At 63.1% G+C, this 25,059-nt stretch carries 26 protein-coding genes and 1 riboswitch; of the genes, 5 read left to right on the top strand and 21 right to left on the bottom strand.

Annotation, left to right across the window (positions count from 1 at the left end; translation table 11 throughout):
* The first annotated feature begins 75 nt into the window (after nt 1–75).
* Nucleotides 76–1,368 (top strand): OmpP1/FadL family transporter, encoded by a 1,293-nt coding sequence (locus IFT47_RS09730; RefSeq protein WP_192172842.1) that lies wholly within the window; start codon nt 76–78, stop codon nt 1,366–1,368.
* A 110-nt stretch (nt 1,369–1,478) separates the two neighbouring features.
* Here IFT47_RS09730 and IFT47_RS09725 read toward each other — a convergent pair whose 3' ends face one another.
* The 18 genes from IFT47_RS09725 to IFT47_RS09640 form a co-directional block, all read right to left on the bottom strand.
* Nucleotides 1,479–2,030 carry a glutathione peroxidase gene (locus IFT47_RS09725; protein WP_192172843.1) on the bottom strand — a complete coding sequence of 184 codons (552 nt, stop codon included), beginning with the start codon at nt 2,028–2,030 and terminating at the stop codon, nt 1,479–1,481.
* Between the two features lie 93 nt (nt 2,031–2,123).
* Nucleotides 2,124–3,071 carry a GlxA family transcriptional regulator gene (locus IFT47_RS09720; RefSeq protein WP_192172844.1) on the bottom strand — a complete coding sequence of 316 codons (948 nt, stop codon included), beginning with the start codon at nt 3,069–3,071 and terminating at the stop codon, nt 2,124–2,126.
* Between the two features lie 67 nt (nt 3,072–3,138).
* Nucleotides 3,139–3,876 (bottom strand): adenosylcobinamide-GDP ribazoletransferase, encoded by a 738-nt coding sequence (locus tag IFT47_RS09715; protein ID WP_192172845.1) that lies wholly within the window; start codon nt 3,874–3,876, stop codon nt 3,139–3,141.
* Nucleotides 3,877–4,449, bottom strand: coding sequence for an alpha-ribazole phosphatase family protein (gene cobC / locus IFT47_RS09710; protein ID WP_192172846.1), 573 nt, complete (start codon nt 4,447–4,449; stop codon nt 3,877–3,879).
* Nucleotides 4,446–5,498: a nicotinate-nucleotide--dimethylbenzimidazole phosphoribosyltransferase gene (gene cobT / locus IFT47_RS09705; RefSeq protein WP_192172847.1), complete on the bottom strand. Its 1,053-nt coding sequence runs from the start codon at nt 5,496–5,498 to the stop codon at nt 4,446–4,448. The genes cobC and cobT overlap by 4 nt, the downstream gene beginning before the upstream one ends.
* Nucleotides 5,495–6,016, bottom strand: a complete 522-nt coding sequence (cobU, locus tag IFT47_RS09700; protein ID WP_192172848.1) for a bifunctional adenosylcobinamide kinase/adenosylcobinamide-phosphate guanylyltransferase — start codon at nt 6,014–6,016, stop codon at nt 5,495–5,497. Before cobU ends, cobT begins: the two co-directional genes overlap by 4 nt.
* Entirely contained in the window at nt 6,016–7,485 is a 1,470-nt protein-coding gene (locus tag IFT47_RS09695) for a cobyric acid synthase (RefSeq protein WP_192172849.1), read from the bottom strand. Before IFT47_RS09695 ends, cobU begins: the two co-directional genes overlap by 1 nt.
* The gene (gene cobD, locus IFT47_RS09690) at nt 7,482–8,471 is read right to left on the bottom strand and encodes a threonine-phosphate decarboxylase CobD (RefSeq protein WP_192172850.1); all 990 of its coding nucleotides are present in this window, start codon (nt 8,469–8,471) and stop codon (nt 7,482–7,484) included. Before cobD ends, IFT47_RS09695 begins: the two co-directional genes overlap by 4 nt.
* Nucleotides 8,464–9,372, bottom strand: coding sequence for an adenosylcobinamide-phosphate synthase CbiB (gene cbiB, locus IFT47_RS09685; RefSeq protein ID WP_192172851.1), 909 nt, complete (start codon nt 9,370–9,372; stop codon nt 8,464–8,466). Before cbiB ends, cobD begins: the two co-directional genes overlap by 8 nt.
* Nucleotides 9,369–10,019: a 5,6-dimethylbenzimidazole synthase gene (bluB, locus tag IFT47_RS09680; RefSeq protein ID WP_192172852.1), complete on the bottom strand. Its 651-nt coding sequence runs from the start codon at nt 10,017–10,019 to the stop codon at nt 9,369–9,371. Before bluB ends, cbiB begins: the two co-directional genes overlap by 4 nt.
* A gap of 165 nt (nt 10,020–10,184) precedes the next feature.
* A complete protein-coding gene (locus IFT47_RS09675) occupies nt 10,185–11,486 on the bottom strand; it encodes a cobyrinate a,c-diamide synthase (RefSeq protein ID WP_192172853.1) in 1,302 nt (433 codons plus the stop codon).
* On the bottom strand, nt 11,483–12,094 hold the full coding sequence (cobO, locus tag IFT47_RS09670; protein WP_192172854.1) for a cob(I)yrinic acid a,c-diamide adenosyltransferase: 612 nt from the start codon (nt 12,092–12,094) through the stop codon (nt 11,483–11,485). Before cobO ends, IFT47_RS09675 begins: the two co-directional genes overlap by 4 nt.
* Before the next feature lie 107 nt (nt 12,095–12,201).
* Nucleotides 12,202–12,427: riboswitch (cobalamin riboswitch) on the bottom strand.
* Nucleotides 12,428–12,551: 124 nt separating this feature from the next.
* Complete coding sequence (locus IFT47_RS09665) at nt 12,552–13,088, bottom strand: C40 family peptidase (protein ID WP_192172855.1); 537 nt, start codon at nt 13,086–13,088, stop codon at nt 12,552–12,554.
* Nucleotides 13,089–13,175: 87 nt separating this feature from the next.
* A complete protein-coding gene (locus IFT47_RS09660; RefSeq protein ID WP_192172856.1) occupies nt 13,176–13,865 on the bottom strand; it encodes a C40 family peptidase in 690 nt (229 codons plus the stop codon).
* A 66-nt stretch (nt 13,866–13,931) separates the two neighbouring features.
* Entirely contained in the window at nt 13,932–14,705 is a 774-nt protein-coding gene (locus IFT47_RS09655; RefSeq protein WP_192172857.1) for an NAD-dependent deacylase, read from the bottom strand.
* An 8-nt stretch (nt 14,706–14,713) separates the two neighbouring features.
* Nucleotides 14,714–15,418, bottom strand: coding sequence for a DnaA regulatory inactivator Hda (hda, locus tag IFT47_RS09650; RefSeq protein ID WP_074890952.1), 705 nt, complete (start codon nt 15,416–15,418; stop codon nt 14,714–14,716).
* A 216-nt stretch (nt 15,419–15,634) separates the two neighbouring features.
* Nucleotides 15,635–16,708 (bottom strand): AI-2E family transporter, encoded by a 1,074-nt coding sequence (locus IFT47_RS09645; RefSeq protein WP_192172858.1) that lies wholly within the window; start codon nt 16,706–16,708, stop codon nt 15,635–15,637.
* A gap of 54 nt (nt 16,709–16,762) precedes the next feature.
* On the bottom strand, nt 16,763–17,824 hold the full coding sequence (locus IFT47_RS09640) for a DUF2066 domain-containing protein (RefSeq protein WP_192172953.1): 1,062 nt from the start codon (nt 17,822–17,824) through the stop codon (nt 16,763–16,765).
* 331 nt (nt 17,825–18,155) lie between these two features.
* On the opposite strand from IFT47_RS09640, the gene purM reads away from it, so the two are divergent.
* From purM to IFT47_RS09620, 4 genes are all read left to right on the top strand, one after another.
* The gene (gene purM, locus IFT47_RS09635) at nt 18,156–19,214 is read left to right on the top strand and encodes a phosphoribosylformylglycinamidine cyclo-ligase (RefSeq protein ID WP_192172859.1); all 1,059 of its coding nucleotides are present in this window, start codon (nt 18,156–18,158) and stop codon (nt 19,212–19,214) included.
* An 8-nt stretch (nt 19,215–19,222) separates the two neighbouring features.
* Complete coding sequence (purN, locus tag IFT47_RS09630; protein ID WP_192172954.1) at nt 19,223–19,873, top strand: phosphoribosylglycinamide formyltransferase; 651 nt, start codon at nt 19,223–19,225, stop codon at nt 19,871–19,873.
* 8 nt (nt 19,874–19,881) lie between these two features.
* On the top strand, nt 19,882–20,598 hold the full coding sequence (locus IFT47_RS09625) for a DUF3108 domain-containing protein (RefSeq protein ID WP_192172860.1): 717 nt from the start codon (nt 19,882–19,884) through the stop codon (nt 20,596–20,598).
* A 282-nt stretch (nt 20,599–20,880) separates the two neighbouring features.
* Nucleotides 20,881–21,069 (top strand): hypothetical protein, encoded by a 189-nt coding sequence (locus IFT47_RS09620; protein WP_122535701.1) that lies wholly within the window; start codon nt 20,881–20,883, stop codon nt 21,067–21,069.
* Between the two features lie 73 nt (nt 21,070–21,142).
* On the opposite strand, the gene IFT47_RS09615 is transcribed toward IFT47_RS09620, so the two are convergent.
* The 3 genes from IFT47_RS09615 to relA form a co-directional block, all read right to left on the bottom strand.
* On the bottom strand, nt 21,143–21,685 hold the full coding sequence (locus tag IFT47_RS09615; protein WP_074890960.1) for a DUF2058 domain-containing protein: 543 nt from the start codon (nt 21,683–21,685) through the stop codon (nt 21,143–21,145).
* 26 nt (nt 21,686–21,711) lie between these two features.
* Nucleotides 21,712–22,545, bottom strand: coding sequence for a nucleoside triphosphate pyrophosphohydrolase (gene mazG / locus IFT47_RS09610; RefSeq protein WP_192172861.1), 834 nt, complete (start codon nt 22,543–22,545; stop codon nt 21,712–21,714).
* A gap of 192 nt (nt 22,546–22,737) precedes the next feature.
* A complete protein-coding gene (relA, locus tag IFT47_RS09605; protein ID WP_192172862.1) occupies nt 22,738–24,981 on the bottom strand; it encodes a GTP diphosphokinase in 2,244 nt (747 codons plus the stop codon).
* Nucleotides 24,982–25,059: the final 78 nt, after the last annotated feature.

Genomic DNA, 25,059 nt, shown 5'->3' with positions numbered 1-25,059 from the left:
TCGGCTGATCCAGGCTATAGCGCGCTGGCAGAAATATTGGTAATTTCCGCGCGGTGATCAACAGGAGTTCTAACAATGAAAAAAACAATGATCAAATCCAGCCTCAGTCTCGCCATCACTCTTGCCTCTACTCAGATTTTCGCCTCCGGCTTTGCCCTGAACGAACAAAGCATCAGCGGCATGGGGACCGGTTTTGCGGGCCGTACCTCGTCCGTCGATGACGCCAGCATCGTGTACGGCAACCCGGCCGGCATGTCGCGCCTCAAGCGCGCGCAGGCGACCGTGGGGGTCGCCGCAATCGATGCCTCGACCGACATCACCGACACCAGCGGCCGCAGCACCGGTTCCAACAAAGGCGACATGGTTCCTTTCATCGCCGTGCCGATGGGCTTCTACGTGAACCCGGTCGACGAGCACTGGGCGTTCGGCTTCGGTGTCTACGCGCCATTCGGCCTGGTCACCGACTATGAAGACAACTTCCAGGGCCGCAACTTCGGCAGCAAGAGCATCGTCAAGGTCGTAACCTTCCAGCCGACCGTCAGCTACGCATTCAACGACAAGGTGTCGATCGGCTTCGGTCCGACCATCAACCGTATTTCCGGTGCGCTGGAATCGGCACTCAATGTCAGCCCGCTGCTGGGTGCCCGCACCGGCGACGGCCGCGTGCAGGTCAAGGGTGATGACGTCGGTTACGGTTTCAACGCCGGTATCCTGGTGCAAGCCACCGATACCACCAGCGTCGGCCTGACTTACCACTCCAAAGTGACCTACAACCTCGAAGGCCACACTGAAGTGACTCCGGGCGCAGGCGTGCCTGCCCAAGTACTGGGCGCGGGTCGATACGACGCCAAGCTGAACATCGACACGCCTGAAACCGTGGACTTCTCGGTCACGCAGAAGATGAACGATGCCTGGAAACTTTACGCGGGGGCCACCTGGACACGCTGGAGCCGTCTGGAAGACATCACCGTGAAGAACTCGGGCGTCACTCGCGCGGGTGGCGTTGCTGCGCCAAGCCTGGTCGGTACCATCACCGAAGAGCAGAACTGGCACGACACCTGGGCCTACGCCGTGGGTACGTCGTATCAGTTGAACAAGCAGTGGGTGTTGCGTACCGGTCTGTCGTTCGACCAGTCGCCGACCAACAACGAGAACCGCTCGCCGCGTATCCCGACAGGCGATCGCACGATCTTCAGTCTGGGCGCCGGTTACAGCCCGACCGACGACATCACCATCGATGTGGCCTACTCCTACCTGCAGGAAGAGAAGGTCAAGGTTGCCGACTCGAACGCTCTGGGTCAAAGCTACAACGCCAAGTACGACAACAGCGCCAACGGTTTCGGCGTGGGCATGACCTACCGCTTCTGATGCAGTGGGCGGGACAGGCAGATCGCCTGTTCGCCAGACCAAAAACCCCGCAACCAGTGATGGCTGCGGGGTTTTTCGTTGTGGCCGGTCTGCTCTGCCTCAGCGCGCCTTCACGGCTTCGAAGCGATAGCCTTCTCAATGGCTGAAATCAATTCGGGATCGTCCGGCGCGGTGTTGCTGGAAAAGCTGGCAACCACGTTGCCTTTGCGGTCGACCACGTATTTATAGAAGTTCCAGCGCGGCGGATTGCTTTGCTCGGCGAGGACCTTGAACAGGTTGATGGCATCGGCGCCACGCACCGGCTGGGGTTCGGTCATGGTGAACGTGACGCCGTAGTTCACGTAGCAGACCTTGGCGGTCTCGGCAGCGTCTTTGGATTCCTGCAGAAAGTCGTCCGAGGGCACCCCAAGGACTTCAAGCCCCTCACCCTTGAAGCGCTGATTGAGCGCTTCCAGCCCTTTGAACTGCGGCGCAAAGCCACAGAAGCTCGCGGTGTTGACCACCAGCATGGGCTTTCCGGCGAACTGTTTGCACAGGTCGATATCCTGTTTCGCCCGCAGCTTGGGCAGGTCGCCCTGCAGCAGTGGCGGGCAATCGGCGGCCGCCGCGGCGCCACTGAGGGCCAGCAACAACAGAGGCGCGTGAATCCAGCGTAGGGCCATGGCGACGTCCATTCATGAGCGGGCAGGAAAGGTGGGGCTGCCGCTACGCTACTCCGCCGCGCGATGAATGCCTAGCGCCAACCAAACGGGCTATCAGCTGGCTTTGTCGGTGGCCGTGAACGCCCGCTGGATCGCCTGGGGCGGTTCGCCGAAGTTGCGCAGAAATGCCTGGCGCATCCTTTCCCGATCGCCGAAACCGGTCTCCCGGGCGACTACTTCAATGGGGTGCCGACTGGTTTCCATCATCGCCCGTGCCACTTCCACCCGCAGGCATTCGATGGCTTTCGCCGGGGTCTGGCCGGTCTCCTCGCGGAACACCCGACTGAACTGGCGAGGACTCAAGCGGGCGATGGCGGCAAGTGCATCAATGGAGAGATCGCTTTTAAGGTTCTCGCGGGCATAGGCCAGCGCCAGCTGCACGCGGTCGGACTTGGGGTCCAGTTCCAGCAGCGTCGACAACTGGGAATGCTCGCTGCCGCGACGTTGATAGATCACCAGCTTGCGCGCGACCTGCCGGGCAATGTCGGCGCCGAGGTCGTTCTCGACCATCGCCAGTGCGAGATCAAGGCCGGCGCTCATGCCCGCCCCGGTCCAGATCTGGCCGTCCACGGTAAACAGTTTGTCGTCCTCGACGCGAACGTTGGGGTAGCGCTTGCGAAACTCGGGGGCGTGAATCCAGTGCATGGTGGCGCGCTTGCCGTCGAGCAGGCCGGCCTCGGCCAGCACAAACCCGCCCGTGCACAGCGACGCCACCCGCCGCGATTGAGCCGACGCAGTGCGCACGAACTCAAGCAGGCTGGGAGTCGGCAATTGCAGGTCCATATAACCGCTGACGATGATGGTGTCGTAACCTTCGGCCTGCAATGGCGTGGTATTGACCGAAAAGCCTTCGGACGACATCACCGCCCCGCCGCTTTCCGACACCAGATGAAAGGAGTACGCCGCCTCGCCCTGCATTAGGTTGGCGCAGGTCAGCACGGACCCGACCGACAGGCTAAGGGACTGGAATTGCGGGTACACCACCAGCGCAACGCTATGCATGACACCTCTCAGAATGATCAGCCGACCGCAGATCCTGTGGGAGCGACCGGGGTGGCGCTCCCACAAATCAATCGCACATCAGCGCCAACGTCACCAGCACCAGGGTTTCCAGCAGTTCGAGCATCGCGCCAGCGGTGTCGCCGGTGGTGCCGCCCAGCCGTTGCATCATCACCCGACGCAGCCAGAAGAAGCCACACGCTGTCACCACCAGCACCCACGCCGCCGCGCCGCCACCGATGAGCACGCAGACCACCGCCACCGCCGCCAGCACCCGCACGCCCGTCTTGCGCGGCAGGTGATCGGCCAGCGCCTGGCCCAGCCCGCCGGCGCGCACATACGGCGTGTTCAGAAACAGCGCCAGCATCGCCGCGCGGCCAATCACCGGGGCCAGCAGCAGGCCAACATCCGTGTGCGCGTCAATCAACGCCAACAGCGCGGTGAATTTCAACAACAACACCACCACCAGCGTGACCACCGCAATCGGGCCGCTGCGCGGATCCTTCATGATGAGCAGCGTGCGTTCGCGGTCGCCGAAACCACCGAGCCAGGCGTCGGCGCTGTCGGCCAGGCCATCCAGGTGCAGCCCACCGCTGAGCATTACCCATCCCGCCAGCAGCAAAGCGGCATGCAACAGCATCGGCGCGCCGTCGAGCAGGTGATTCAACACCATTAAAAGAACGCCGAACAACAACCCCACCAGCGGGTAAAACAGCAGCGAGCGCCCCGACTCCTGGGGCGTCGGCATGCCCGGCAGGCGAATCGGCAGGCTGCTGAGGAACTGCAAGGCGATCCAGAACGGCAGCATTTAAACCTCCGTCAACTCACCGTCGGCCTGAACGGCGAGACCGAACATACCACCGTGGGCCACGGTGACCTGCAGCAATTGTTCGCGGGGCAGACCGCGGGCGCGGGCCAGCAGCAAACGCATCACCCCGCCATGGCTGATCAGCAGAATGCGCTGTCCGTCATACGCCCGCTGCAACCGCTCAACAGCGGTCAGCACGCGGGTGGCAAATAACTGAACCGGCTCGCCATTGGGCGGCGTAAATCCGTACGGATCTTCCCAGAAACGTCCCAACGCGGCAGCATCGGTTTCCATCAATTGCGCAGGGCTCTGGCCTTCCCAGTCACCGAAATGCAATTCCTGAAGACCGGCTTCCAATTCCACGGGCAAGCCCAGCCGCCCGGCCAGCTCGTCGGCGAAACGGGCGCAGCGTTGCAGTGGCGAGCTGACGATCCGGTCCCAAGGCCCACGATCAGCCACCGCCGCACGCATCTGCTGCCAGCCGATGTCGGTCAGCGCGTCGTCGATGCTGCCGCGCAGGCCGCCGCCGAATTCGGTTTCACCGTGGCGCAGCAAATCCAGACGCAGCGTCATGCCGGGCGATCTGCCACGGCGGCTTCGGCGAAGGTCGCCATGCCTTTATGCAGCTCGCAGGCCAGACGCAACAATGGCACCGCCAGCGCCGCGCCACTGCCTTCGCCAAGACGCAATTCCAGGTCCAGCAACGGCTCGGCCTGCAGCGCGTCCAGCACCAGGCGATGGCCCGGCTCGGCACCGCGATGTCCGAAGAACAACCACTCCCGGCACGACGGATTAATGCGCACCGCCACCAGCGCCGCCACGGAACAGATAAAACCATCGACCAGCACCGCGATGCCCTCCTGCGCGCAGGCCAGGTAGGCGCCGACCAGCGCCGCGACTTCAAAACCACCAAGGGCGCGCAGACTGGACAGCGCGTCACCGACAGAAGCGGCATGCAGCCGCAGGGCACGTTCGATCACTTGCGCCTTGTGGCTCACGCCTTCGGCATCCAGGCCGGTGCCGGGGCCGGCCAGCGAGGCGGCGGCGCAATCGAGCAACGCGCACGCCAGCGCACTGGCGACGGTGGTGTTGCCGATGCCCATTTCGCCGCCGATAAACAACTCGGCGCCTGCGGCCTTGGCGCGCAGCACGCTGTCGCGACCGCCATCGAGCGCAGCGTGAAGTTGCGCCTCAGTCATCGCCGGGCCCTGGGCAAAATTCGCGGTGCCCGGGCCGAGGTTGAGGTGCCGCACGCCCGGCAAGTCCAATGGGGCAACGGTGCCCAGATCGACTACGTCCAGCTGCGCCGACAGCTGCCGCGCCAACACGCTGATGGCCGCGCCGCCCATGATGAAGTTGTGCAGCATCTGCCCGGTGACTTCCTGGGGGTAGGCCGAAACCCCTTCAGCGACCACGCCGTGATCGCCGGCAAAAATCGCGATCCAGACCTCATCGACCTCCGGTTTCAGGCGACCCTGCAGGCCGGCAAGTTGCACCGCCACCTCTTCCAGCCGCCCCAAAGAACCGGTCGGTTTGGTCAGTTGCTGCTGACGGGCCAACGCTTCTTCGCGGCTGGCGTGATCGACTTCTCGGGCAGGCGCGAGCCACCAGGCGTTACTCATAGTGCGGGTCCTTTCAGGATCATGGGCAGTCCGGCGACAGTGAACACAACGCGCTGGCAACGTTCGGCCAGCGCCTGATGCAGCCAGCCGGCTTCATCGACATAACGACGGGTCAGCTCACCGAGGGGCACGACGCCCAGCCCGGTTTCGTTGCTGACAAAAATGATTTCGCCCGGCAGTTCCGCCAGACCATCGAGCAAGGCTTCGCGCTCGTGAACCAGCCGCTGCGGATCGTCCAGCATCAGCAGATTGGTCAGCCACAGGGTCAGGCAATCCACCAACAGGCAGCGCCCCTCCCCGGCGTTTTCCCGCAGAACGCGCGCCAGTTCGACAGGTTCTTCGACCAGCCCCCACTCCGCCGGACGACGCTCGCGGTGCACGGCGACGCGCTGGTTCATTTCGCCGTCCAGAGGCTGGCTGGTGGCGATGTAGATGACGTCGAGGCCGCTGTCGCTGGCGAGCTTTTCAGCCAGCCGACTTTTGCCGGATCGTGCGCCGCCGAGGATCAATTGCAGCATCAGGGTTGCTCCAGGCCGCAGAGTTCACGCAGTAATTTGCCGTCCAGGTGGGTTTCCACCAGATCGGCCAGGCGCTCGATGTCGCGCTCGCGCAGGGCGTGGTAATCCACCGATTGCACATTCTGCAGCCCGGCCCATCGCAGCAACGCGCTGCTCGACGCAGGATTCTCGAACAGCCCGTGCAGGTACGTGCCGAGCACTTGGCCGTCAGGACTGCACGCGCCATCGCAACGACCGTCGGCCAGCTGGACCAACGGACGCTCCAGCGCCGCGCCGGTGGTCACGCCCGCATGAATCTCGTAGCCGCTGACGTCGGCGTCTTCGAGGCTCAAACGACCGCTGACATTGCGCAGCTGTTTCTCTTCTTCCAGCACCGTGCTCAGGGCCAACAGCCCCAGGCCCGGGCTTGAACCCGCCGCGCCTTCCAGTCCGTGCGGGTCGTGCAACTCTTCGCCCAGCATTTGCAGGCCACCGCAGATGCCCAGCACTTTGCCGCCGTATCGCAGGTGGCGGCGGATAGCGGTGTCCCAGCCATTGGCGCGCAGATAAGCGAGATCGCTGCGCACACTCTTCGAGCCGGGCAGGATTATCAGGTCAGCGCCGGGAATCGCCTGCCCAGGGCCGACGAACTGCAGATTGACCTGGGGGTGCAGGCGCAGCGGGTCGAAGTCGGTGTGATTACTGATGCGCGGCAGGACCGGCACGATGACATTGAGCACCTGCTCGGCCTTGTCGGTCTGGCGCTGATCAAGACCGTCTTCAGCCTCCAGATGCAGGTCCATCACGTAGGGCAGCACGCCCACCACCGGTTTGCCGGTGCGCTGTTCGAGCCAGTCGAGGCCGGGCTGAAGCAGCGCGATGTCGCCGCGAAAACGATTGATGATGAAACCTCTGACCCGCGCCTGTTCGCTGGGCGACAGCAATTCCAGCGTGCCGACCAGATGGGCAAACACCCCGCCGCGATTGATGTCCGCCACCAGCAGCACCGGGCAATCCACCGCTTCGGCAAAGCCCATGTTGGCGATGTCGCCGGCGCGCAGGTTGATCTCGGCCGGCGACCCGGCGCCTTCGACCATGACCACCGGCCAGCCTTCGCTGAGGCGGCGATGGGAAGCGAGTACGGCCTGCATCGCGATGGCTTTGTAGTCGTGGTAGGCGACGGCGTTCATGGTGGTGACGGCGCGCCCGTGAATGATCACTTGCGCGCCCGTGTCGCTGTTGGGTTTGAGCAGCACCGGGTTCATGTCGGTATGGGGTTCGAGGCCGCAGGCCTGGGCTTGCACGGCCTGGGCGCGGCCGATCTCGCCGCCGTCCGCGGTCACTGCACTGTTGAGCGCCATGTTCTGCGGTTTGAACGGCACGGTGCGCACGCCCTGTCGGGTCAGCCAGCGGCACAGCGCCGTCACCAGCGTGCTTTTGCCGGCGTCGGACGTGGTGCCCTGCACCATCAGGGTTTTGCCGATGTTCATGGGCGCTCCCGGGAGAACTCACTCAGTGCCTGTTCCAGACGCTGCCAGTCGGCGTCCTCGCGGGGCAGGCCGAAACGCAGGCTGCTGTTGTTGAAGATGCGCAGAAGGATGCCCCGGTGTGCGCAGAACTCATACAGTTCTTCCGCCAGCGGCGTGATCAGCCACTGAAACAGCGCGCAGCCGCCCTTGGGCGCGAAGCCGTGGCGGCTGAGCACATCAACCAGACGCTGACTGGCCTGCTCGGTGCGCTGGCGCTGGCGTTGATGCCCGGCCACGTCGTTGAGACAGGCCTGACCGATGATGCGGGTTGGCCCGCTGACGGACCAAGGTCCGATCTGCCGCGCCATGACTTTGAGAAAGCGCGGCTCCGCCAGCACAAAACCCAGGCGCACACCGGCCAGCCCGAAGAACTTGCCGAACGAGCGCAATACGATGAGCCCCGAACGCTGGGTGTAAGCCGCTAGGCTCAACTCCGGCGTGTTGTCCATGAACGCTTCGTCGACCACCAGCCAACCACCACGCTGGGCCAGCCGCGTGTGCCATTCCAGCAGGCGTTCGGGCGTGAGGCTCAGGCCGGTGGGGTTGTTCGGGTTGACCACGACGAGCACGTCAAGGGTGTCGATGAACCGCTCCACTTCGTGCTCCAGCACCTCGCGCACCAGAAAACCGGTGTTGCGCCAGGCCTCGGCGTGCTCGGCGTAGGACGGCGACAGCACACCGACCTTGCCCGCCTGACGCAGACGCGGCAGCGCCTGAATCGCCGCTTGGGAACCGGCCACCGGCAACACGTCCGTGACGCCGTAATAGCGGCGGGCGGCGGCTTCCAGACCGTCATCGGTTTCCGGCAGGCGCGCCCAGGCCGCTTCCGGGATCGCCGGGATTGGCCATGACCACGGCGAGATCCCGCTGGACAGGTCCAGCCAGTCCGCCTCATCAATGCCGTATTTCAGGACTGCGCCACGCAATCGGCCGCCGTGTTCAAGCATAGAATTCTGTCCCCAGACACAAAATCAGCAACCACAGCCACACGCCGCGCTGCACCAGTTGCCAGCCTCGATCGATGGAGTCGGCGTCCGCCGGCACGCCTTCGCCCAGGGTCGCGCGCTCATGCAGCTCGCCGTGATAAATCGCCGGGCCACCCAGCTCGACGCCCAGCGCACCGGCGCCGGCGGCCATCACCGGGCCTGCGTTGGGGCTGTCCCACTTCGGGGCCTGGGTGCGCCAGCAGCGCAGGGCCAGTCGGGTGTTGCCCAGCAGCGCGTAGGTTAATGCCACCAAGCGTGCCGGAATGTAGTTGAGCAGGTCGTCGATTTTCGCCGCCGCCCAGCCGAAGCGTTCGAAGCGCTCGTTGCGATAGCCCCACATGGCGTCGAGGGTGTTGCTCAGGCGATAGAGCACAACGCCCGGCGCGCCCAGCACGACGAACCAGAAGATCGCCGCGAACACCGCGTCGCTGCCGTTTTCCAGCACCGATTCGGTGGCCGCACGGGCCACTTCGGTGCTGTCCAGCTCGGCGGTCTGGCGACTGACCAGATAGCCGACGCGCCGACGCGCTTCGGGCAGATCGTCGCTGCGCAGCGCCTGGGCGACCGGCTCGACGTGCTCGCCCAGACTGCGCAGACCCAACGCGCAGTACAGCGCCAGCACTTCCACCAGCCAGCCAACGAACGGCAGCCAGCTGAGCAACGTGGCGATCAGGGTCAGCGGAATCACGGCGATGAACCACGCCGTCACGCCATGGCTGCGCCAGCCCCGGCCGGCAGCATTCAGGCGCTGTTCGATGCGCTCGGCAAAACGGCCGAACGCCACCAGCGGGTGGTTCCGTTTTGGCTCGCCGAGCAACGCGTCCAGCGCGACCCCGGCGACGCTCAATAACGCCACACTCATGCAATCACTCCCCATGTGTTCTCGTAGACCAACTCTTGCAACGCGCGCGGCTGCGCCCAGCCCTCCAGCACCAGCATCGGCGCCGGGTAAAATTCCTTGACCGGGCCGAGGCACAGGATCGCCAGGGGTTTTGAACCGGTTGGCATCTTCAGCAGATCCGCCAGGGCCTGGGGATCGAACAGCGACACCCAGCCCATGCCCAGGCCCTCGGCACGGGCCGCCAGCCAGAGGTTCTGGATCGCGCAAGACAACGACGCCATGTCCATTTCCGGCAGGGTCCGGCGGCCGAAGATGTGTTTGTCGCGGTCGTCCATCAACGCAGCGACCAATACCTCGGCGCAGTCGCTGATGCCCTCGACCTTCAGCTTCATGAAATCGTCGGACCGCTCGCCCAAGGCTTCGGCGGTGCGAATGCGTTCCTCCTCCACCTGCGCCTGAATCTGCGTGCGCAAGGCCGGATCGGTGATGCGCAGGAAACGCCACGGCTGCATCAAACCGACGCTCGGCGCGTGGTGGGCGGCTTCGAGCAGACGGGCCAGCAACTCCGGCGCGACGGTGCCCCCGCAGAAGTGACGCATGTCGCGACGCTCGGCGATGGCGCGGTAAACGGCGGCGCGTTCGGGGTCAGTGAAGGTGTGTTCAGTCATGGCTCGCCTGTCCCGCGCGTGAAACACAGCAATCACCTGCGATGCGCCCCATGTAGGAGTGAGCTTGCTCGCGAAAGCGGTTTTTCAGAAAAGGAGTGGGATCGGACGCGCCCACTTCGCGAGCAGGCTCGCTCCCACAGAATGCGGCGGTTGAATTAGATGGGCTCATGGCAAAAACAGCGCCGCCATCGCCTGGGGATTCGAGGGAAAGTAAAAGTGGACATACGACGCAGTCATGCGCCCTTCGCGGTACACCGCTTCGGCGCCGCGCCCGCCATTGGGGCTGAGGCCGCGGGCGATGGGGGTCAGCTCGGTGCTGGTCAGGGAGTGGTGATAGGTGTGGCCACGCAAGATGCCTTCCGGCAGTTCGACCGATTGCAGGGCCAGGGCGGCCAGACGCTTTTGCATCACGGCTTCCCCCTTGAGCAAGCCCACCCCTTCGGCGCGCTGGCCGTCGACATCGGTCAGGGCATCGAGTAAATACAACATCCCGCCGCATTCGGCGAGCAAGGGTTTGCCGGCGGCGTGGTGCGCGCGAATCGCGGCCAGCATGCTGTGGTTTTCCGCCAGCGCCGTGTGATGCAGTTCCGGGTAACCGCCCGGCAGATACAGGCTGTCGGCGTCGGGCAGTTCGCGGTCGCGGATCGGCGAAAAGAACGACAGTTCGGCGCCCATCTCCCGTAGCAGGTCGAGGCTGGCGCCGTAGAAAAACGCGAACGCTTCGTCGTGGGCGATGGCGATTTTCACGCCGGCCAGCAGCGGTTCGGCCGGCACGAATTCCGGCGCGGTAAAGGTCACGGACGGTGGCAACGTGGCGTCGCAGGTGCTGGCCAGCGCGGTGGCCGCGGCGTCAAGGCGCATGTCCAGGTCATTCAATTCGCTGGCCTGCACCAGGCCGAGGTGCCGGCTGGGCAGCTCAATGCCGGTTTCACGGGACAGCGCGCCGTACCAGCGCAGGCCTTCGGTCAGGCTGCCTTCGAGCAACTGCGCATGGCGCACCGTGCCGACGCGATTGGCCAGCACGCCGGCAAATGGCAGGTCCGGCTGATAGCGCGCCAATCCCAACGCCAGTGCGCCGAAGGTCTGGGCCATGGCCGTGCCGTCAATAACCCCGAGGACCGGAACGCCGAAGCGCCGGGCCAGGTCTGCGCTGGAGGGCGTACCGTCGAACAAGCCCATGACGCCTTCGATGAGGATCAGGTCGGCGTCGGCGGCGGCTTCCCACAACAGGCGCCGACTTTCGGCCTCGCCGATCATCCACATGTCCAGTTGGTACACCGGATGGCCGCTGGCGCGTTCGAGAATCATCGGGTCGAGAAAGTCCGGCCCGCATTTGAACACGCGCACCTTGCGCCCCTGATTGCGATGCAGACGGGCCAGTGCGGCGGTGACGGTGGTTTTGCCCTGACCGGACGCAGGCGCGGCGATCAATACTGCCGGGCAGTGCCGGGGCTGGCGCTCACTCACAGTTCGATGCCTTTCTGCGCCTTGATGCCGGCTTGAAAGGCATGCTTGACCACGCCGATATCGGAAACGGTGTCGGAGAGGTCGATCAGTTCCTGTTTCGCCCCGCGACCGGTGACGATCACGTGCTGCATCGGCGGGCGTGCCTGCAAATCGCTCAGCACCTGCTCCAGGTCCAGATAGCCGTGCTTGAGGGCAATGTTCAGCTCATCAAGCACGACCATGCCGATAGAGGCCTCCTTGAGCATTTCCCGGGTCACGGCCCAGGCGGCTTCGGCCGCGGCAATGTCACGCTGGCGGTCCTGGGTTTCCCAGGTGAAGCCCTCGCCCATCACGTGGTAACGCACTTGTTCGGGAAAGCGGCGGAAGAACAGCTCTTCGCCGGTGCTGTGGCGGCCTTTGATGAACTGCACGACGCCGCACTGCATGCCGTGGCCCATGGCGCGGGCAAGCATGCCGAACGCCGAGCTGCTTTTGCCTTTGCCGTTGCCGGTCAGGACCAGCAGCAATCCGCATTCATTTGGCGCGCTGGAAATGCGCTCGTCCATCACCGCCTTTTTGCGCAGCATGCGCGCCAGGTGGCGTTCGTCACGTTCGGGGGATTCGCTCATCTCAGCTCTCCGCTTGAGGGCAGGTGTGGCAAACGGAGGGCACAGGCAAAGACTGTCAGCAGGCACCGGACATGGCCCGGCCTGCAGCAGAGCATCGCCCTCCGTGATGCTGTTCGATGGATCAGGCCGGTCTCCGGACTCATGAGTTGCCACAACCGTGGCAGGCCAGGCGCCTTCCCATGTTCAGCGAACACAGTGGCATTGTGCGTGGCCTTGACTCATTTACCGTTGCGGAGGCAGCGCCGGAATTGATCGCACGAGCAATCGCACCGGCTTCCCTGTTTCACCCTGTGGACCAACAAGGTCCCGGGCACCTGAAACATGGCGCGAAGGTTAGAGGGTTGACTGGGGAGCGTCAATCGAACCGTGGGCAGAGCGCCCACGGGTTTACGGGATTTCACCCTGGAATGCACAGGTGTTCCTGCAGCAGCCCATGAACACGTTGCCTCAAAAACGACTATTGCCTGGCAAGATTCGATGGCTGGATAACGCGCTTGGCATTCAGCCAGGCCTTTTGCCAATAAGGCTTGTCCAGGCTGTCGAGTTTGACCGTGCCGCCGGTGGCCGGCGCGTGAACGAATCGCCCTTCCCCGACGTAGATGCCGGCATGGCTGACGTGGGAGCCGCCGCCCGTCGCGAAGAACACCAGGTCACCGGTCTGCAACTGGCTGCGGTCGATGTCCGGGCCGCGCAGCGTGATCATTTCCCGCGTCGATCGCGGCAAAGTGATACCGGCGGCGTCGTGGTAGACATAGCCGATCAGGCCACTGCAATCGAAACCCGAATCAGGCGTGTTGCCGCCCCAGCGATAGGGCGTGCCAACGAGGCCGATCGCGCGCAACAGGACGTCGTCGGCGAGCGGTGAAGAAAACTGGGGAGGAGCGGAGACCACTGGCCGGTAGACGACCTTGCGTGGAGCAGGCGGTGGAGTGCTGGAACATGCGGCCAGCAGCACAGCCAGAGAGGCGACGATCAGGCGAACCGTTAACGACATAAACACGACAACCTGTGCGGGATGCAGCTTACTTTGCCGAGGGCCGGGGTCGCGCGCAAGAGGGGTTAGCCCTTTGCGCGCCCGGAATTAACGGGTTTGGCGCTTGATTGTAGTCGAGCTCATCGCGGTAGTGGTTGCAGGTACCGTTGAAGGTGCCATCGCCAGCGCGCGTTTGGCTTCGATGAACGTCTTGGCCCAGTAGGCATCGTCGAGGCTGTCGACGCGGACACCACCGCTGCGGCGGCTGCTGGAGTGGATGAATTGATCATCGCCCAGGTAGATGCCCGCATGGCTGACACGACCACGGCCGGCAGTGCTGAAGAACAGCAGGTCGCCTGGCTTGAGGTCATTGCGTTTAACGAGAGGGGCATCGATGTTGATCATTTCGCGGGAGGAACGCGGCAGGCTCATGCCCGCCTCTTCGCGGAAGAGATAACCGATGAAACCGCTGCAGTCGAAACCAGAGGTGGTCGACGTGCCGCCGAACCGATAGCGAGTGCCTATCAGGGATTTGCCGCGCTCGAGGATGCTGTCAGCCAGAACCGGCAGGCGGTACGGCTTGTTATCGGCAAATTGAGCGAGCTCGTCTTCGGTGGCGACTTCGTCATCCAGTACGGAGGATGCGTAATCGGCACGCTTGCTGGCGGATTGAGCGGTGGCAGAGTCCCGGAACTGGGGGCTTTGCGACTGTTGTTGCGACGTCGGCATCTGGGCCGCACAGCCGAACAACAGCGTTACGAGTGCGAGAGGCACGAGGGGTGCGAAGCGGTTTAGCATGTGCACGACCGTGGCTGAAGTGTAAAGAAGCCGAGACTATGCCTTCAATCGTACCCATTTGCAAATTCAATCGAAACAAATGTGACTTACGATGTCGTCCATCACTTCTAAGGCTCTACACCTCAGAAACGCATCCATGTGCGCGGAATGATCGGTCGGCGAAGGGTTTATCTCGGCAGTAAAGCCTCCCGTCACCCGAGCGCGCAGCATGGGCTCATGAATGTATGGGAAGCTGGCGGTGGTTCCGATGCTGAGCACAGCGTCAAAGCCTTTTGCCATCTCTTCCTGAAGCACGTTCAGTGCCAACTCTGGCAACATCTCCTCAAACAACACCACCGATGGCCTCAAAACGCCAGTACAGCGGGCGCACAGCGGTGGCAGTGGTCGGTTGAGGCGCTCGCTCAACAGCGGATCCTCGGCGCCACAAGATTGACAGTAGAGCGGCGCCAACTGGCCATGAATTTCGATCAGGCGTTCTGGCGGACTGCCCGCAGCGCGATGATAGCCGTCGACGTTTTGCGTCAACACCCAGCATTCCGGCTTGCGCCGCTGCAATTCGGCGATGGCATAGTGCGCCGCATTGGGACGTCCGCCCAGGCAAGCGCTGCCCAATTGTGCAATGTATTTCCAGCACAGCGCCGGATCACGACGCAGCATCGGGCCGGACAACGCCATTTCGATCGGCAGGCCGTCGTCGGTCTCGCCGTTGTACAGACCACCGACACCGCGATAGGTCGGCAAACCCGAATCCGCCGAAAGGCCAGCACCGGTGATGATCAGGATGCGTGTGGCATGGCGCAGGGCCGCGGCAGTTTGCAGGACCAAAGCCTGATCGACCACGGACGCGCTTACCAACCGAGGGTTTCTTTCAGGAACGGAATGGTCAGCTTGCGCTGGGCCTGCAGTGAGGCTTGATCGAGCTGTTCAAGCAGGTCGAACAGCGCACTCATGCTGCGCTTGCCGCGGGTGAGGATGAAATGCCCCACTTCGTCGGTAAGGTGCAGCCCGCGGCGGGACGCGCGCAATTGCAGGGCGCGGAGTTTTTCTTCGTCGGACAACAGGCGCATCTGGAACACCAGCGCCATGGTCAGCCGTGATTTCAGGTCCGCCAGCTTGACCGGCAGCTCTCGGGGCGAGCATGAAGCGGCGATGAGCAAGCGTCGGCCACTGTCGCGCAGCCGGTTGAACAGGTGGAACAACGCCTCTTCCCATTCAGGCTTGCCGACCACCGCCTGAAGGTCATCGAGGCACACCAGTTCGTACTGCTCCAGATGATCGAACAGGCCGATGCCTTGATCGAGCAGTTCGGCCATCGGCAGATAAACCGCCGGCTCGCCCATCTGTTCGAATCGCAGGCAGGCAGCCTGCAACAGGTGCGTGCGCCCTACCCCGTTCTTGCCCCACAGATAGATGAGGCTTTCTGTCCAGCCGGCCTCGGCTTCGCACAGCCGCTCGACATAGCCGAGTGCAGCGGCATTGGCGCCTGGATAGTAATTGATGAAGGTGGCGTCATCACGCAGACGCACACTCAGGGGCAGCTGAACTGGTTTCATGCTGGCTGAACGGTTCGTGACGAACCGCCAAGGGGCCTCTGTGAAAAGTGCGCAAAGTCTATACCCGCAGGGCTGGCCGCACAATGCGGCAGACCGCCAGCAAAATCAAAGGCTTGCGTATGTCACTGGTATCACTGGGGAATACGGGCAAAACCCGCCGAGAAAGGAGGCGCGCGGTGAGCACCGCGCGCCGGTACGCATCCTGATTCGCGGGAATCAGAGATCCGGGTCGTCCAGACCGCCGTAGATGTCCGAATCCTTGTACAGGTCATGAACATGGCGCACCAGGACCATGATCACCGCCGCCACCGGCAGGGCCAGCAGGATGCCGGTGAAGCCGAACAGCTCGCCGCCCGCCAGGATCGCGAAGATCACCGCAACCGGGTGCAGACCGATGCGGTCACCCACCAGCAACGGGGTCAGCACCATGCCTTCCAGTGCCTGACCGACCATGAACACCGCGACGATGCCCAGCATCGGATACATGTCGCCGCCGAACTGGAAGAAACCCGCCAGAATCGCCGAGCCGATGCCGATCACGAAACCCATGTACGGCACGATGGCGGCCAGGCCGGCAATGACACCGATCAACAGCCCCAGCTCCAGCCCGACCAGCATCAGGCCGGCGGCGTAAATCACGCCCAGCGCGACCATCACCAGCAACTGGCCGCGAATGAACGCACCCAATACCTCATGGCACTCGTCCGCCAGCGCGACGATCTTCTTCTCGCGGTGACGGGGCAGCAGGCTGCGCACCTTCGCCATCATCACGTCCCAGTCACGCAACAGATAGAAGCAGACCACCGGGATCAGCACCAGGTTGGTCAGCCAGCCGATCAGCGCCAGGGTCGAGGTCGTGGCCTGGGACAAGACGATGCCGACGATGTCGCCGGTCTGGCCCATGTGCTCCGAGATCGCCGCCTTGACCTTGTCGAACTTCCAGAAGCCGTCTGCCAGCCCCAACTTGGCCTGCGCCCACGGCATGGCGGTGTGTTGCAGCCAGTCGAGGATTTGCGGTGCCAGTTCGTACAGGCGGTAAAGCTGCTTGGCCAGCATTGGCACCAGCACCAGCAGCAGGCCCATGAAAATCAGGGTGAACAACAGGAACACGGTCACCACACTCATGGTGCGGGACAGCTTCAGTTTTTCCAGCCGGTCTGCCAGCGGATCGCCCATGTACGCCAGCAGCAGCGCCACGAGGAACGGCGTCAGAATCGAGTGCAGCAGCCAGACGAACAAACAGACCAGGACAACCCCGCCCAGCCAGAACCAACGACGCGTATCAGTCATTACTGCCTCTTTCCCCAGGATGATGTGCTTCGAGCAACGTCGTTATGAACCTGTTCACCAACGGAAGTGCAATGCGCTGTCCGAAACAGCAGGCGGCTGCGGTGCTACCGGCGTGCCGTCCGCAGCAACGGGCGCGGCGTTGACCGGCGCGCTGGCGATTTCACCGGCCGGCACTTCCTGCAGTTTCGCCAGCGCCAGTTGGGAACGCAATTGATCGGGGCTGCCGCTGACGTCGAACGCGATGCGATCACCGTCGGCTGATTTCAGGCGGCCGCCGAACGGTTCGAGCAGGCGCAACAGCTGCGCGTAACGCTCAAGATTCATGCCCTGCACATCCAGCACCATGCCCGTCGAGGCACCCGGCTTGACCACGAAGCGCGGCGCCAGACGCTGGCTTACTGCCAACAGTACCGCGTCCGCCAGTTCCGCCGAGCTCGCGCCGCTGGCACTGCCCTGCTCCATCTTGTCCCCCAGCCACAGGTGCCATTTGCCCTGCCACTGGCCGCCGTTTTCCTGCGCGTGAACCGCCAGAATCGCGTCCGAACCGTAACGCTCGGAAGCCTCCTTGAGCGGGCCGACGTTGTTGCCGTCGAGGGTCTTGGCGTTGCCGATGCCCTGCTCGCCAAGGTCTGCCAGCGGCAGACGTAACGGCAGACCGCGATGCTGAGCGGCGCGGCGAAGAGGCTCGGCAGAGGCTTGGCCGTCGCCGACCAGGTTGGCGCCGTCAGTGGCGTCGTTCAGCCACCAGGCCATGATCACCGGACGGTTGGTGCCCCACAACGACAGCCCCGCCTGACGCATCACGCGTTCGGTGCTCGCCGGGTCGAAATCAACCTGCAGGGTTTCGGGCGGGCCGGCGTCGTAGCCGTACTGGCTGATGATTTGCTGAGGGTCCTTGCGCACCTCGGCGAGGCCGCCGTTCTGCACGGCCTTTGGGTCGCCGGTCAGGCGGATGACCAGGGTTTCCAGCGCGGCCTGGGTGGCGCGGGTTTTCTCGTCCGGGGTCTGGCCGCTGACGGGCTCGCGCACCTGATAGAGATTGTTCACCGTCTCGGCGAACGCCGGCAGACTCATCAATGAGAGGCAACCCACGAACAGGCAGTTTTTTAGGCGCATGAAGGAAGGTGGACGCATGAAGGATTCCCGCTGGGTAAAAAGGCAACGCTATAAATAGCTGCATGAACACGAGTGACCCGACTCTGACCGCAGACGCGCCCGAATCGCTCACTCAGGCGCCAACGTTACACCGGATCCCGCCAGCGACGAACGGGTGCGGCGGGATAAACCGGGTTATTTTTTCTTCACGACAGTCCTGCCCGTCGGCCCAAGGATGGCCGCTTGCGCCCAACCCTGATAAAATCGCGCGCCTTCGCAGACCGGCGATGACAAGGCCCCGCGTCGTTGCCACTCGGTCGTTACCCCGAATCCCCCCCTAAAGGCCTGGATCATGAGCAAGCAACCCTCCCTGAGCTACAAAGACGCCGGTGTTGACATCGACGCCGGTGAAGCGCTGGTCGAACGCATCAAGAGCGTCGCCAAGCGCACCAAGCGCCCGGAAGTGATGGGCGGCCTCGGGGGCTTCGGCGCTCTGTGCGAAATCCCGGCCGGCTACAAGCAGCCTGTTCTGGTGAGCGGCACCGACGGTGTCGGCACCAAGCTGCGCCTGGCACTGAACCTGAACAAACACGACACCATCGGCATCGACCTGGTCGCCATGTGCGTCAACGATCTGGTGGTCTGCGGCGCTGAGCCGCTGTTCTTCCTCGACTACTACGCCACCGGCAAACTGAACGTCGACACCGCGGCTCAAGTGGTGACTGGCATCGGCGCGGGCTGCGAGCTGGCGGGCTGCTCCCTTGTCGGCGGCGAAACCGCTGAAATGCCCGGCATGTACGAAGGCGAAGACTACGACCTGGCCGGCTTCTGCGTCGGCGTCGTGGAGAAAGCCGATATCATCGACGGCTCCAAGGTTGCCGCCGGTGACGCGCTGATCGCCCTGCCGTCTTCCGGTCCGCACTCCAATGGCTACTCGCTGATCCGCAAGATCATCGAAGTGGCAGGTGCCGATATCGAAAACATCCAGCTCGACGGCAAGCCGCTGACCGAACTGCTGATGGCGCCGACCCGCATTTACGTCAAGCAACTGCTCAAGCTGATCAAAGACACCGGCGCGGTAAAAGCCATGGCCCACATCACCGGCGGCGGCCTGCTGGACAACATTCCGCGCGTGCTGCCCGAAGGCGCACAGGCCATCGTCGACGTGGCGAGCTGGACCCGTCCGGCAGTCTTCGACTGGCTGCAGGAAAAAGGCAACGTGGATGAGCACGAGATGCACCGCGTGCTGAACTGCGGCGTCGGCATGGTCATCTGCGTCGCCCAGGAACACGTTGAAGTCTCGCTGAACGCCCTGCGTGAAGCCGGCGAGCAGCCTTGGGTGATCGGCCAGATCGGCACGGCTGCCGAAGGCGCTGCGCAAGTCGAGCTGAAGAACGTCAAGGCTCATTAATGCCTGACATGCCCCAACCCTGTGACGTGGTGGTGCTGCTGTCCGGCACTGGCGGTAACCTGCAGGCGATGATTGACAGCTTTCAGGACAGCGCGAGCCCTGCCCGCATCCGCGCGGTGATCTCCAACCGCGCCGATGCGTTTGGGCTCGAGCGGGCCGCCCGCGCAGGGATCGACACCCTGGTGCTCGATCACACCGGCTACGAAGGTCGCGAGGCCTTCGATGGGGCGCTGATCGAGGCCATTGATTCGTTTCAGCCGTCGCTGGTGGTGCTCGCCGGCTTCATGCGCATTCTCACGCCCGGGTTCGTCCGCCACTATCACGGGCGCCTGCTGAACATCCACCCTTCCCTGCTTCCGCTGTATAAAGGCCTGCACACCCATCAACGGGTGCTCGACGCCGGCGATGCCGAGCATGGCTGCAGCGTGCACTTTGTCACGGAGGAACTCGATGGGGGGCCTCTGGTCGTACAGGCAGTTGTTTCTGTAGAGTTGCACGACACGCCCGCCACGCTGGCACAGAGGGTTCACGCCCAGGAACACCTGATTTATCCCCTGGCCATTCGCTGGTTCGCCGAAGGACGTTTGACCCTCAACGAACATGGCGCCTCACTGGACGGCCAGCCCTTAGGGCCCAGCGGCCACTTGATCCGACCTTAGGAGATATTATGCGTCGCGCTTTGCTCTTCGCTTTCGCCCTTTTCGCACTTCCCGCAGTCAACGCGGCAGACCTTCAACCTTTCTCCGCCAGCTATACCGCTGACTGGAAACAGCTGCCCATGAGCGGTGGCAGCGCCAGCCGCAGCCTCGAGAAGAACGCCAACGGCACCTGGACCCTGAGTTTCAAGGCGTCGATGATGATCGCCAGCCTGACCGAAGTCAGCACCCTCAAGGTCGACAAGGATCAACTGCTGCCACAGACCTACCACTTCGAACGTGGCGGCCTGGGCAAGAGCAAGACGGTGGATCTGGTATTCGACTGGCCCACCAAATTCATCACCGGCTCGGACCGTGGCAACGCGGTGAAAATCCCGCTGAATGCCGGCATCCTCGACAAGTCCACCTATCAGCTCGCGCTGCAGCATGACGTGGCGGCGGGCAAAAAGAGCATGTCGTATCAGGTCGTCGACGGTGACGAAATCGACACCTATGACTTCCGCGTGCTGGGCACTGAAAAGGTCGACACCAAAGTCGGCTCGGTTGACGCCATCAAGGTCGAGCGCGTTCGTGATCCAACGCAGAACAAGCGCATCACCGTGATGTGGTTCGCCAAGGACTACGACTACCTGCTGGTTCGCCTGCAACAGGTCGAAACCGACGGCAAGGAATACAACATCATGCTGCAGGACGGCACGGTGAACGGTAAGTCGGTCAAAGGCAGCTGATGCACGCCTGACATCGAGCGTCATACGAAAAACCCCGCCTTCATGGCGGGTTTTTTTTTGGCGTCGGAAGGTGAGTCAGGCCTACATGAAAGATTCTTCATGGCCTTCAACCGGGTGTGACAAAACGCCACACACCCTTCGAATACAAGCATTTAGCGCACTGTTACGAATTCGGTAAATAACTGTTGCCAGATGTGCACATTTACTTAGCCGGCTATCAAAAACTATAAAGAAGGCCTGCGACGTCCTGCCGCAGATATCCAAGAGTCAGGAGTTTGCACTATGACCGTAACTGTTACTGAACGCGACGACGCCCATATCTCCCACGAGACCATCGCCGATGGCATCCAGATCTGGGATGTACGCCAACAAGACCAGCTGGTAGGGATGTTTCATCACGAATCGGACGCACAGCGTTACGCAGCAGAGCTTGCCGAGCAAGAAGCCAAGCTACAGGCCAGTCACTCGTAATTTCGGAATCGCAGCAAAACAAAACCCGCCTGTTGGCGGGTTTTGTTGTTTTAGCGGAGTGCGCGACAGACGCTTACCACATCAGATCATCCGGGATCTTGTACGCGGCGTACGGATCGTCGCCCTCCGGCTCCTCGGTCGGGGCGCTGAGCATGACGATACGACGCGGGTCGCGCTCCTGCACCTTGAGGGCGGCTTCGCGGGGTATCACCTCGTAGGTGCCTCCGTGGTGCACGATGGCCAGCGCGCCGCTGCTCAGCTTGCTGCGCATCAGGGCGTTGACCGACAGGCGCTTGACCTTCTTGTCGTCGACGAAGTTGTAGTAATCCTCGGTAGTCAGCTTCGGCAGGCGCGTGGCTTCGATCAACTGCTTGACCTGGGCGGCACGGGCTTTCTGCTCGATCTTTTCCTGCTGCTGACGATTCAACTCCTGGTCGCGTTTGGCTTTCTCGGCCATCGCTTCCTGGGCCGCGCGCTGGCTGGTGTCGTCCGCCACTGCTTGGCCCTTGTGCACCAGACGCTGTTCCTTCTGCTTGCTCTTGCTGGCCTGCTTCGCCTGTTTTTCATTGACCAGGCCGGCTTTCAGCAACTGGTCACGAAGGGAAATACCCGCCATCTGTCTTCTCTCTCTAAATAGTCAACTCAACCGCAGTTGGGCGTGATCTTTTCCTGGCGCTTGGCTTCGCCCCAGAGCGCATCCATCTCTTCGAGGCTGCAATCTTCGATGGGGCGCCGGGTGTCGCGCAAGGCCTGTTCGATAAATCTAAAGCGCCGCTCGAATTTGGCGTTGGCGGCGCGCAGGGCATTTTCCGGATCGACCTTGAGGTGCCGGGCCAGATTGACGGCGGCAAACAGCAGATCGCCGACTTCTTCGGTGATGGCCGCGCTGTCGTTGTCGGCCATGGCTTCGAGGACCTCGTCGAGTTCCTCGCGCACGTTATCGACCACCGGCAATGCGTCCGGCCAATCGAACCCGACCTGGGCGGCGCGCTTCTGCAACTTCGCTGCCCGCGACAATGCCGGGAGTACACCCGGCACGTCGTCGAGCAGGGAAAGCTGCTCCGGGGCACTGGCCTTTTCGGCACGCTCCTCGGCCTTGATCTGTTCCCAGCGATGCTTGACCTGCTCTTCGCTGAGGCGCGGGGTTTCCAGCGGCGCGTACAGATCGCCGGTCGGGAACACGTGGGGATGCCGGCGAATCAGTTTACGGGTGATGCCGTCGACCACGCCGTCGAACTCGAAGCGCCCTTCTTCCCGCGCCAGCTGGCAGTAATAGACCACTTGAAACAGCAGATCGCCGAGCTCACCGCGCAGGTCATCGAAGTCGCCACGCTCGATGGCGTCGGCCACTTCGTAGGCTTCTTCAAGGGTGTGCGGCACGATGCTCGCGTAATTCTGCTTCACGTCCCACGGGCAACCGAATTGCGGATCGCGCAAGCGGGCCATGAGCGTGAGCAGGTCTTGGAGGCTATACATGGGGGTCTCTCTTAGTTCGCAGCGGTAAGCGACAAGCCACAAGCTTCAAGTTATCCGCGTACGGCTTGAAGCTGATCGTTCCCACGCTCTGCGTGGGAATGCCCGCCTGGACGCTCTGCGTCCCACGAGTGACGCGGAGCGTCACGGACTGCGTTCCCACGCAGAGCGTGGGAACGATCAACCGCCGTAAAATCACGGCGTTCTATTACGCCGCGTTTCGATGATGTTCGGCAGTTGCGAGATGCGTCCCAGCAGTCGGCCCAGCGCGTCCAGGCCCGGGATCTCGATGGTCAGCGACATCAGCGCGGTGTTGTCTTCCTTGTTCGAGCGGGTGTTGACCGCCAGCACGTTGATGCGCTCGTTGAGCAGGATCTGCGAGACGTCGCGCAGCAGGCCCGACCGGTCGTAGGCGCGGATGATGATGTCCACCGGGTAGGTGAGCACCGGCACCGGGCCCCAGCTGACCTGGATGATCCGCTCGGGTTCGCGCCCGCCCAGTTGCAGCACCGAGGCGCAGTCCTGACGGTGAATGCTCACGCCGCGGCCCTGGGTGATGTAACCGACGATCGCATCGCCCGGCAGCGGCTGGCAGCAGCCGGCCATCTGCGTCATCAGGTTGCCGACGCCCTGTATCTGAATATCCCCGCGCTTGCCCGGCTTGTAACCCGTGGCCTTGCGCGGAATCAGCTCCAGTTGCTCGTTGCCGCGTTCAGGCTCGACCAGTTGCTGGGCCAGATTGACCAACTGCGCAATGCGCAGGTCGCCAGCACCGAGGGCCGCGAACATGTCTTCGGCCATCTTCATGTTGGCCTTCTCGGCCAGCTTGTCGAAGTCCACCTGAGGCAGTGCCAGACGCGCCAGTTCACGCTCCAGCAATACCTTGCCGGCGGCGACGTTCTGGTCGCGCGCCTGCAGCTTGAACCAGTGCACGATCTTCGCCCGCGCCCGAGACGTGGTGATGTAACCCAGGTTCGAGTTCAGCCAGTCGCGGCTCGGCGTACCGTGCTTGCTGGTGATGATCTCCACCTGCTCGCCGGTCTGCAGGCTGTAGTTGAGCGGGACGATGCGGCCGTTGATCTTGGCGCCACGGCAGTTGTGGCCGATCTCGGTGTGCACGCGGTAGGCGAAATCCAGCGGCGTCGCGCCCTTGGGCAGGTCGATGGCGTGACCGTCCGGGGTGAACACGTAGACGCGGTCGGGCTCGATGTCGACGCGCAGCTGTTCGGCCAGCCCGCCGATGTCGCCCAGCTCTTCATGCCACTCGAGCACCTGACGCAGCCAGGAGATTTTCTCTTCGTAGTGATTGGAGCCGGACTTGACGTCGGTGCCCTTGTACTTCCAGTGCGCGCAGACGCCCAGTTCGGCCTCTTCGTGCATGGCATGGGTGCGGATCTGCACTTCCAGCACCTTGCCTTCCGGACCGATCACCGCCGTGTGCAGCGAGCGATAGCCGTTTTCCTTGGGGTTGGCGATGTAGTCGTCGAATTCCTTGGGAATGTGCCGCCACAGGGTGTGGACGATGCCGAGGGCGGTGTAGCAATCGCGCATCTCCGGCACCAGCACGCGAACGGCGCGAACGTCGTAGATCTGGCTGAACTCCAAGCCTTTGCGCTGCATCTTTCGCCAGATCGAGTAGATGTGCTTGGCCCGGCCGCTGATGTCGGCCTTGACGCCGGTGGCCAGCAATTCGTTCGACAGCTGCGACATCACGTCGGTGATGAAGCGCTCGCGATCGAGCCGACGCTCGTGCAGCAGCTTGGCGATCTGCTTGTACTGCTCGGGCTCCAGGTAGCGGAAGGACAGGTCCTCCAGCTCCCATTTGATGTGACCGATGCCCAGGCGGTGGGCCAGCGGCGCGTAGATGTCGAAGACTTCCCGGGCCACGCGGTTGCGCTTTTCATCGTCGGTGTTCTTCACCGCGCGGATGGCGCAGGTGCGTTCAGCCAGCTTGATCAGCGCCACGCGCACGTCATCGACCATGGCCACCAGCATCTTGCGCAGGTTTTCGACCTGGGCCTGAGTGCCGAGCACCAGGGACTGGCGCGGGCTGAGACTGGCGCTGATCGCCGCCATGCGCAGCACGCCGTCGATGAGCTTGGCGACGGTGGGGCCGAAGCGCTGGTTGACGTCGGGCAGCGAGATTTTGCCTTCGCGCACGCCGCGATAAATCACGGCGGCGACGAGTGAATCCTGATCGAGCTTGAGGTCCGCCAGGATTTCAGCGATTTCCAGGCCCGTCTGAAAACTCGACGTGCCCTCCGCCCAGAGGTTCTTGGCGGCGTTGTCCTGTTGCTCGGCGTGCCGGGCAAATTCACAGGCCTCTTTGAGGGCCTGTCGGTCCACCGCGAGGTCGACGCTGACCACGTGATCCAGCCACGCGTCGAGGTTGATACTGCCGTCTGTGTTGATCGGCTGGTGGGGTCTCACCTGTACCATGTTGCTTACCTTCCCTACGGCGCGATGAAATGCGCCTTCAGTCGCCGGCCTTCTTGAGCGCGTGCGCCTTGCGGGCCA

This window comes from Pseudomonas sp. CFBP 13711 (assembly GCF_014842265.1).
Lineage (GTDB): Bacteria > Pseudomonadota > Gammaproteobacteria > Pseudomonadales > Pseudomonadaceae > Aquipseudomonas.
The sequence above is the reverse complement of the archived record's forward strand: the minus strand, read 5'-3'. Positions and strand labels throughout refer to the sequence as shown.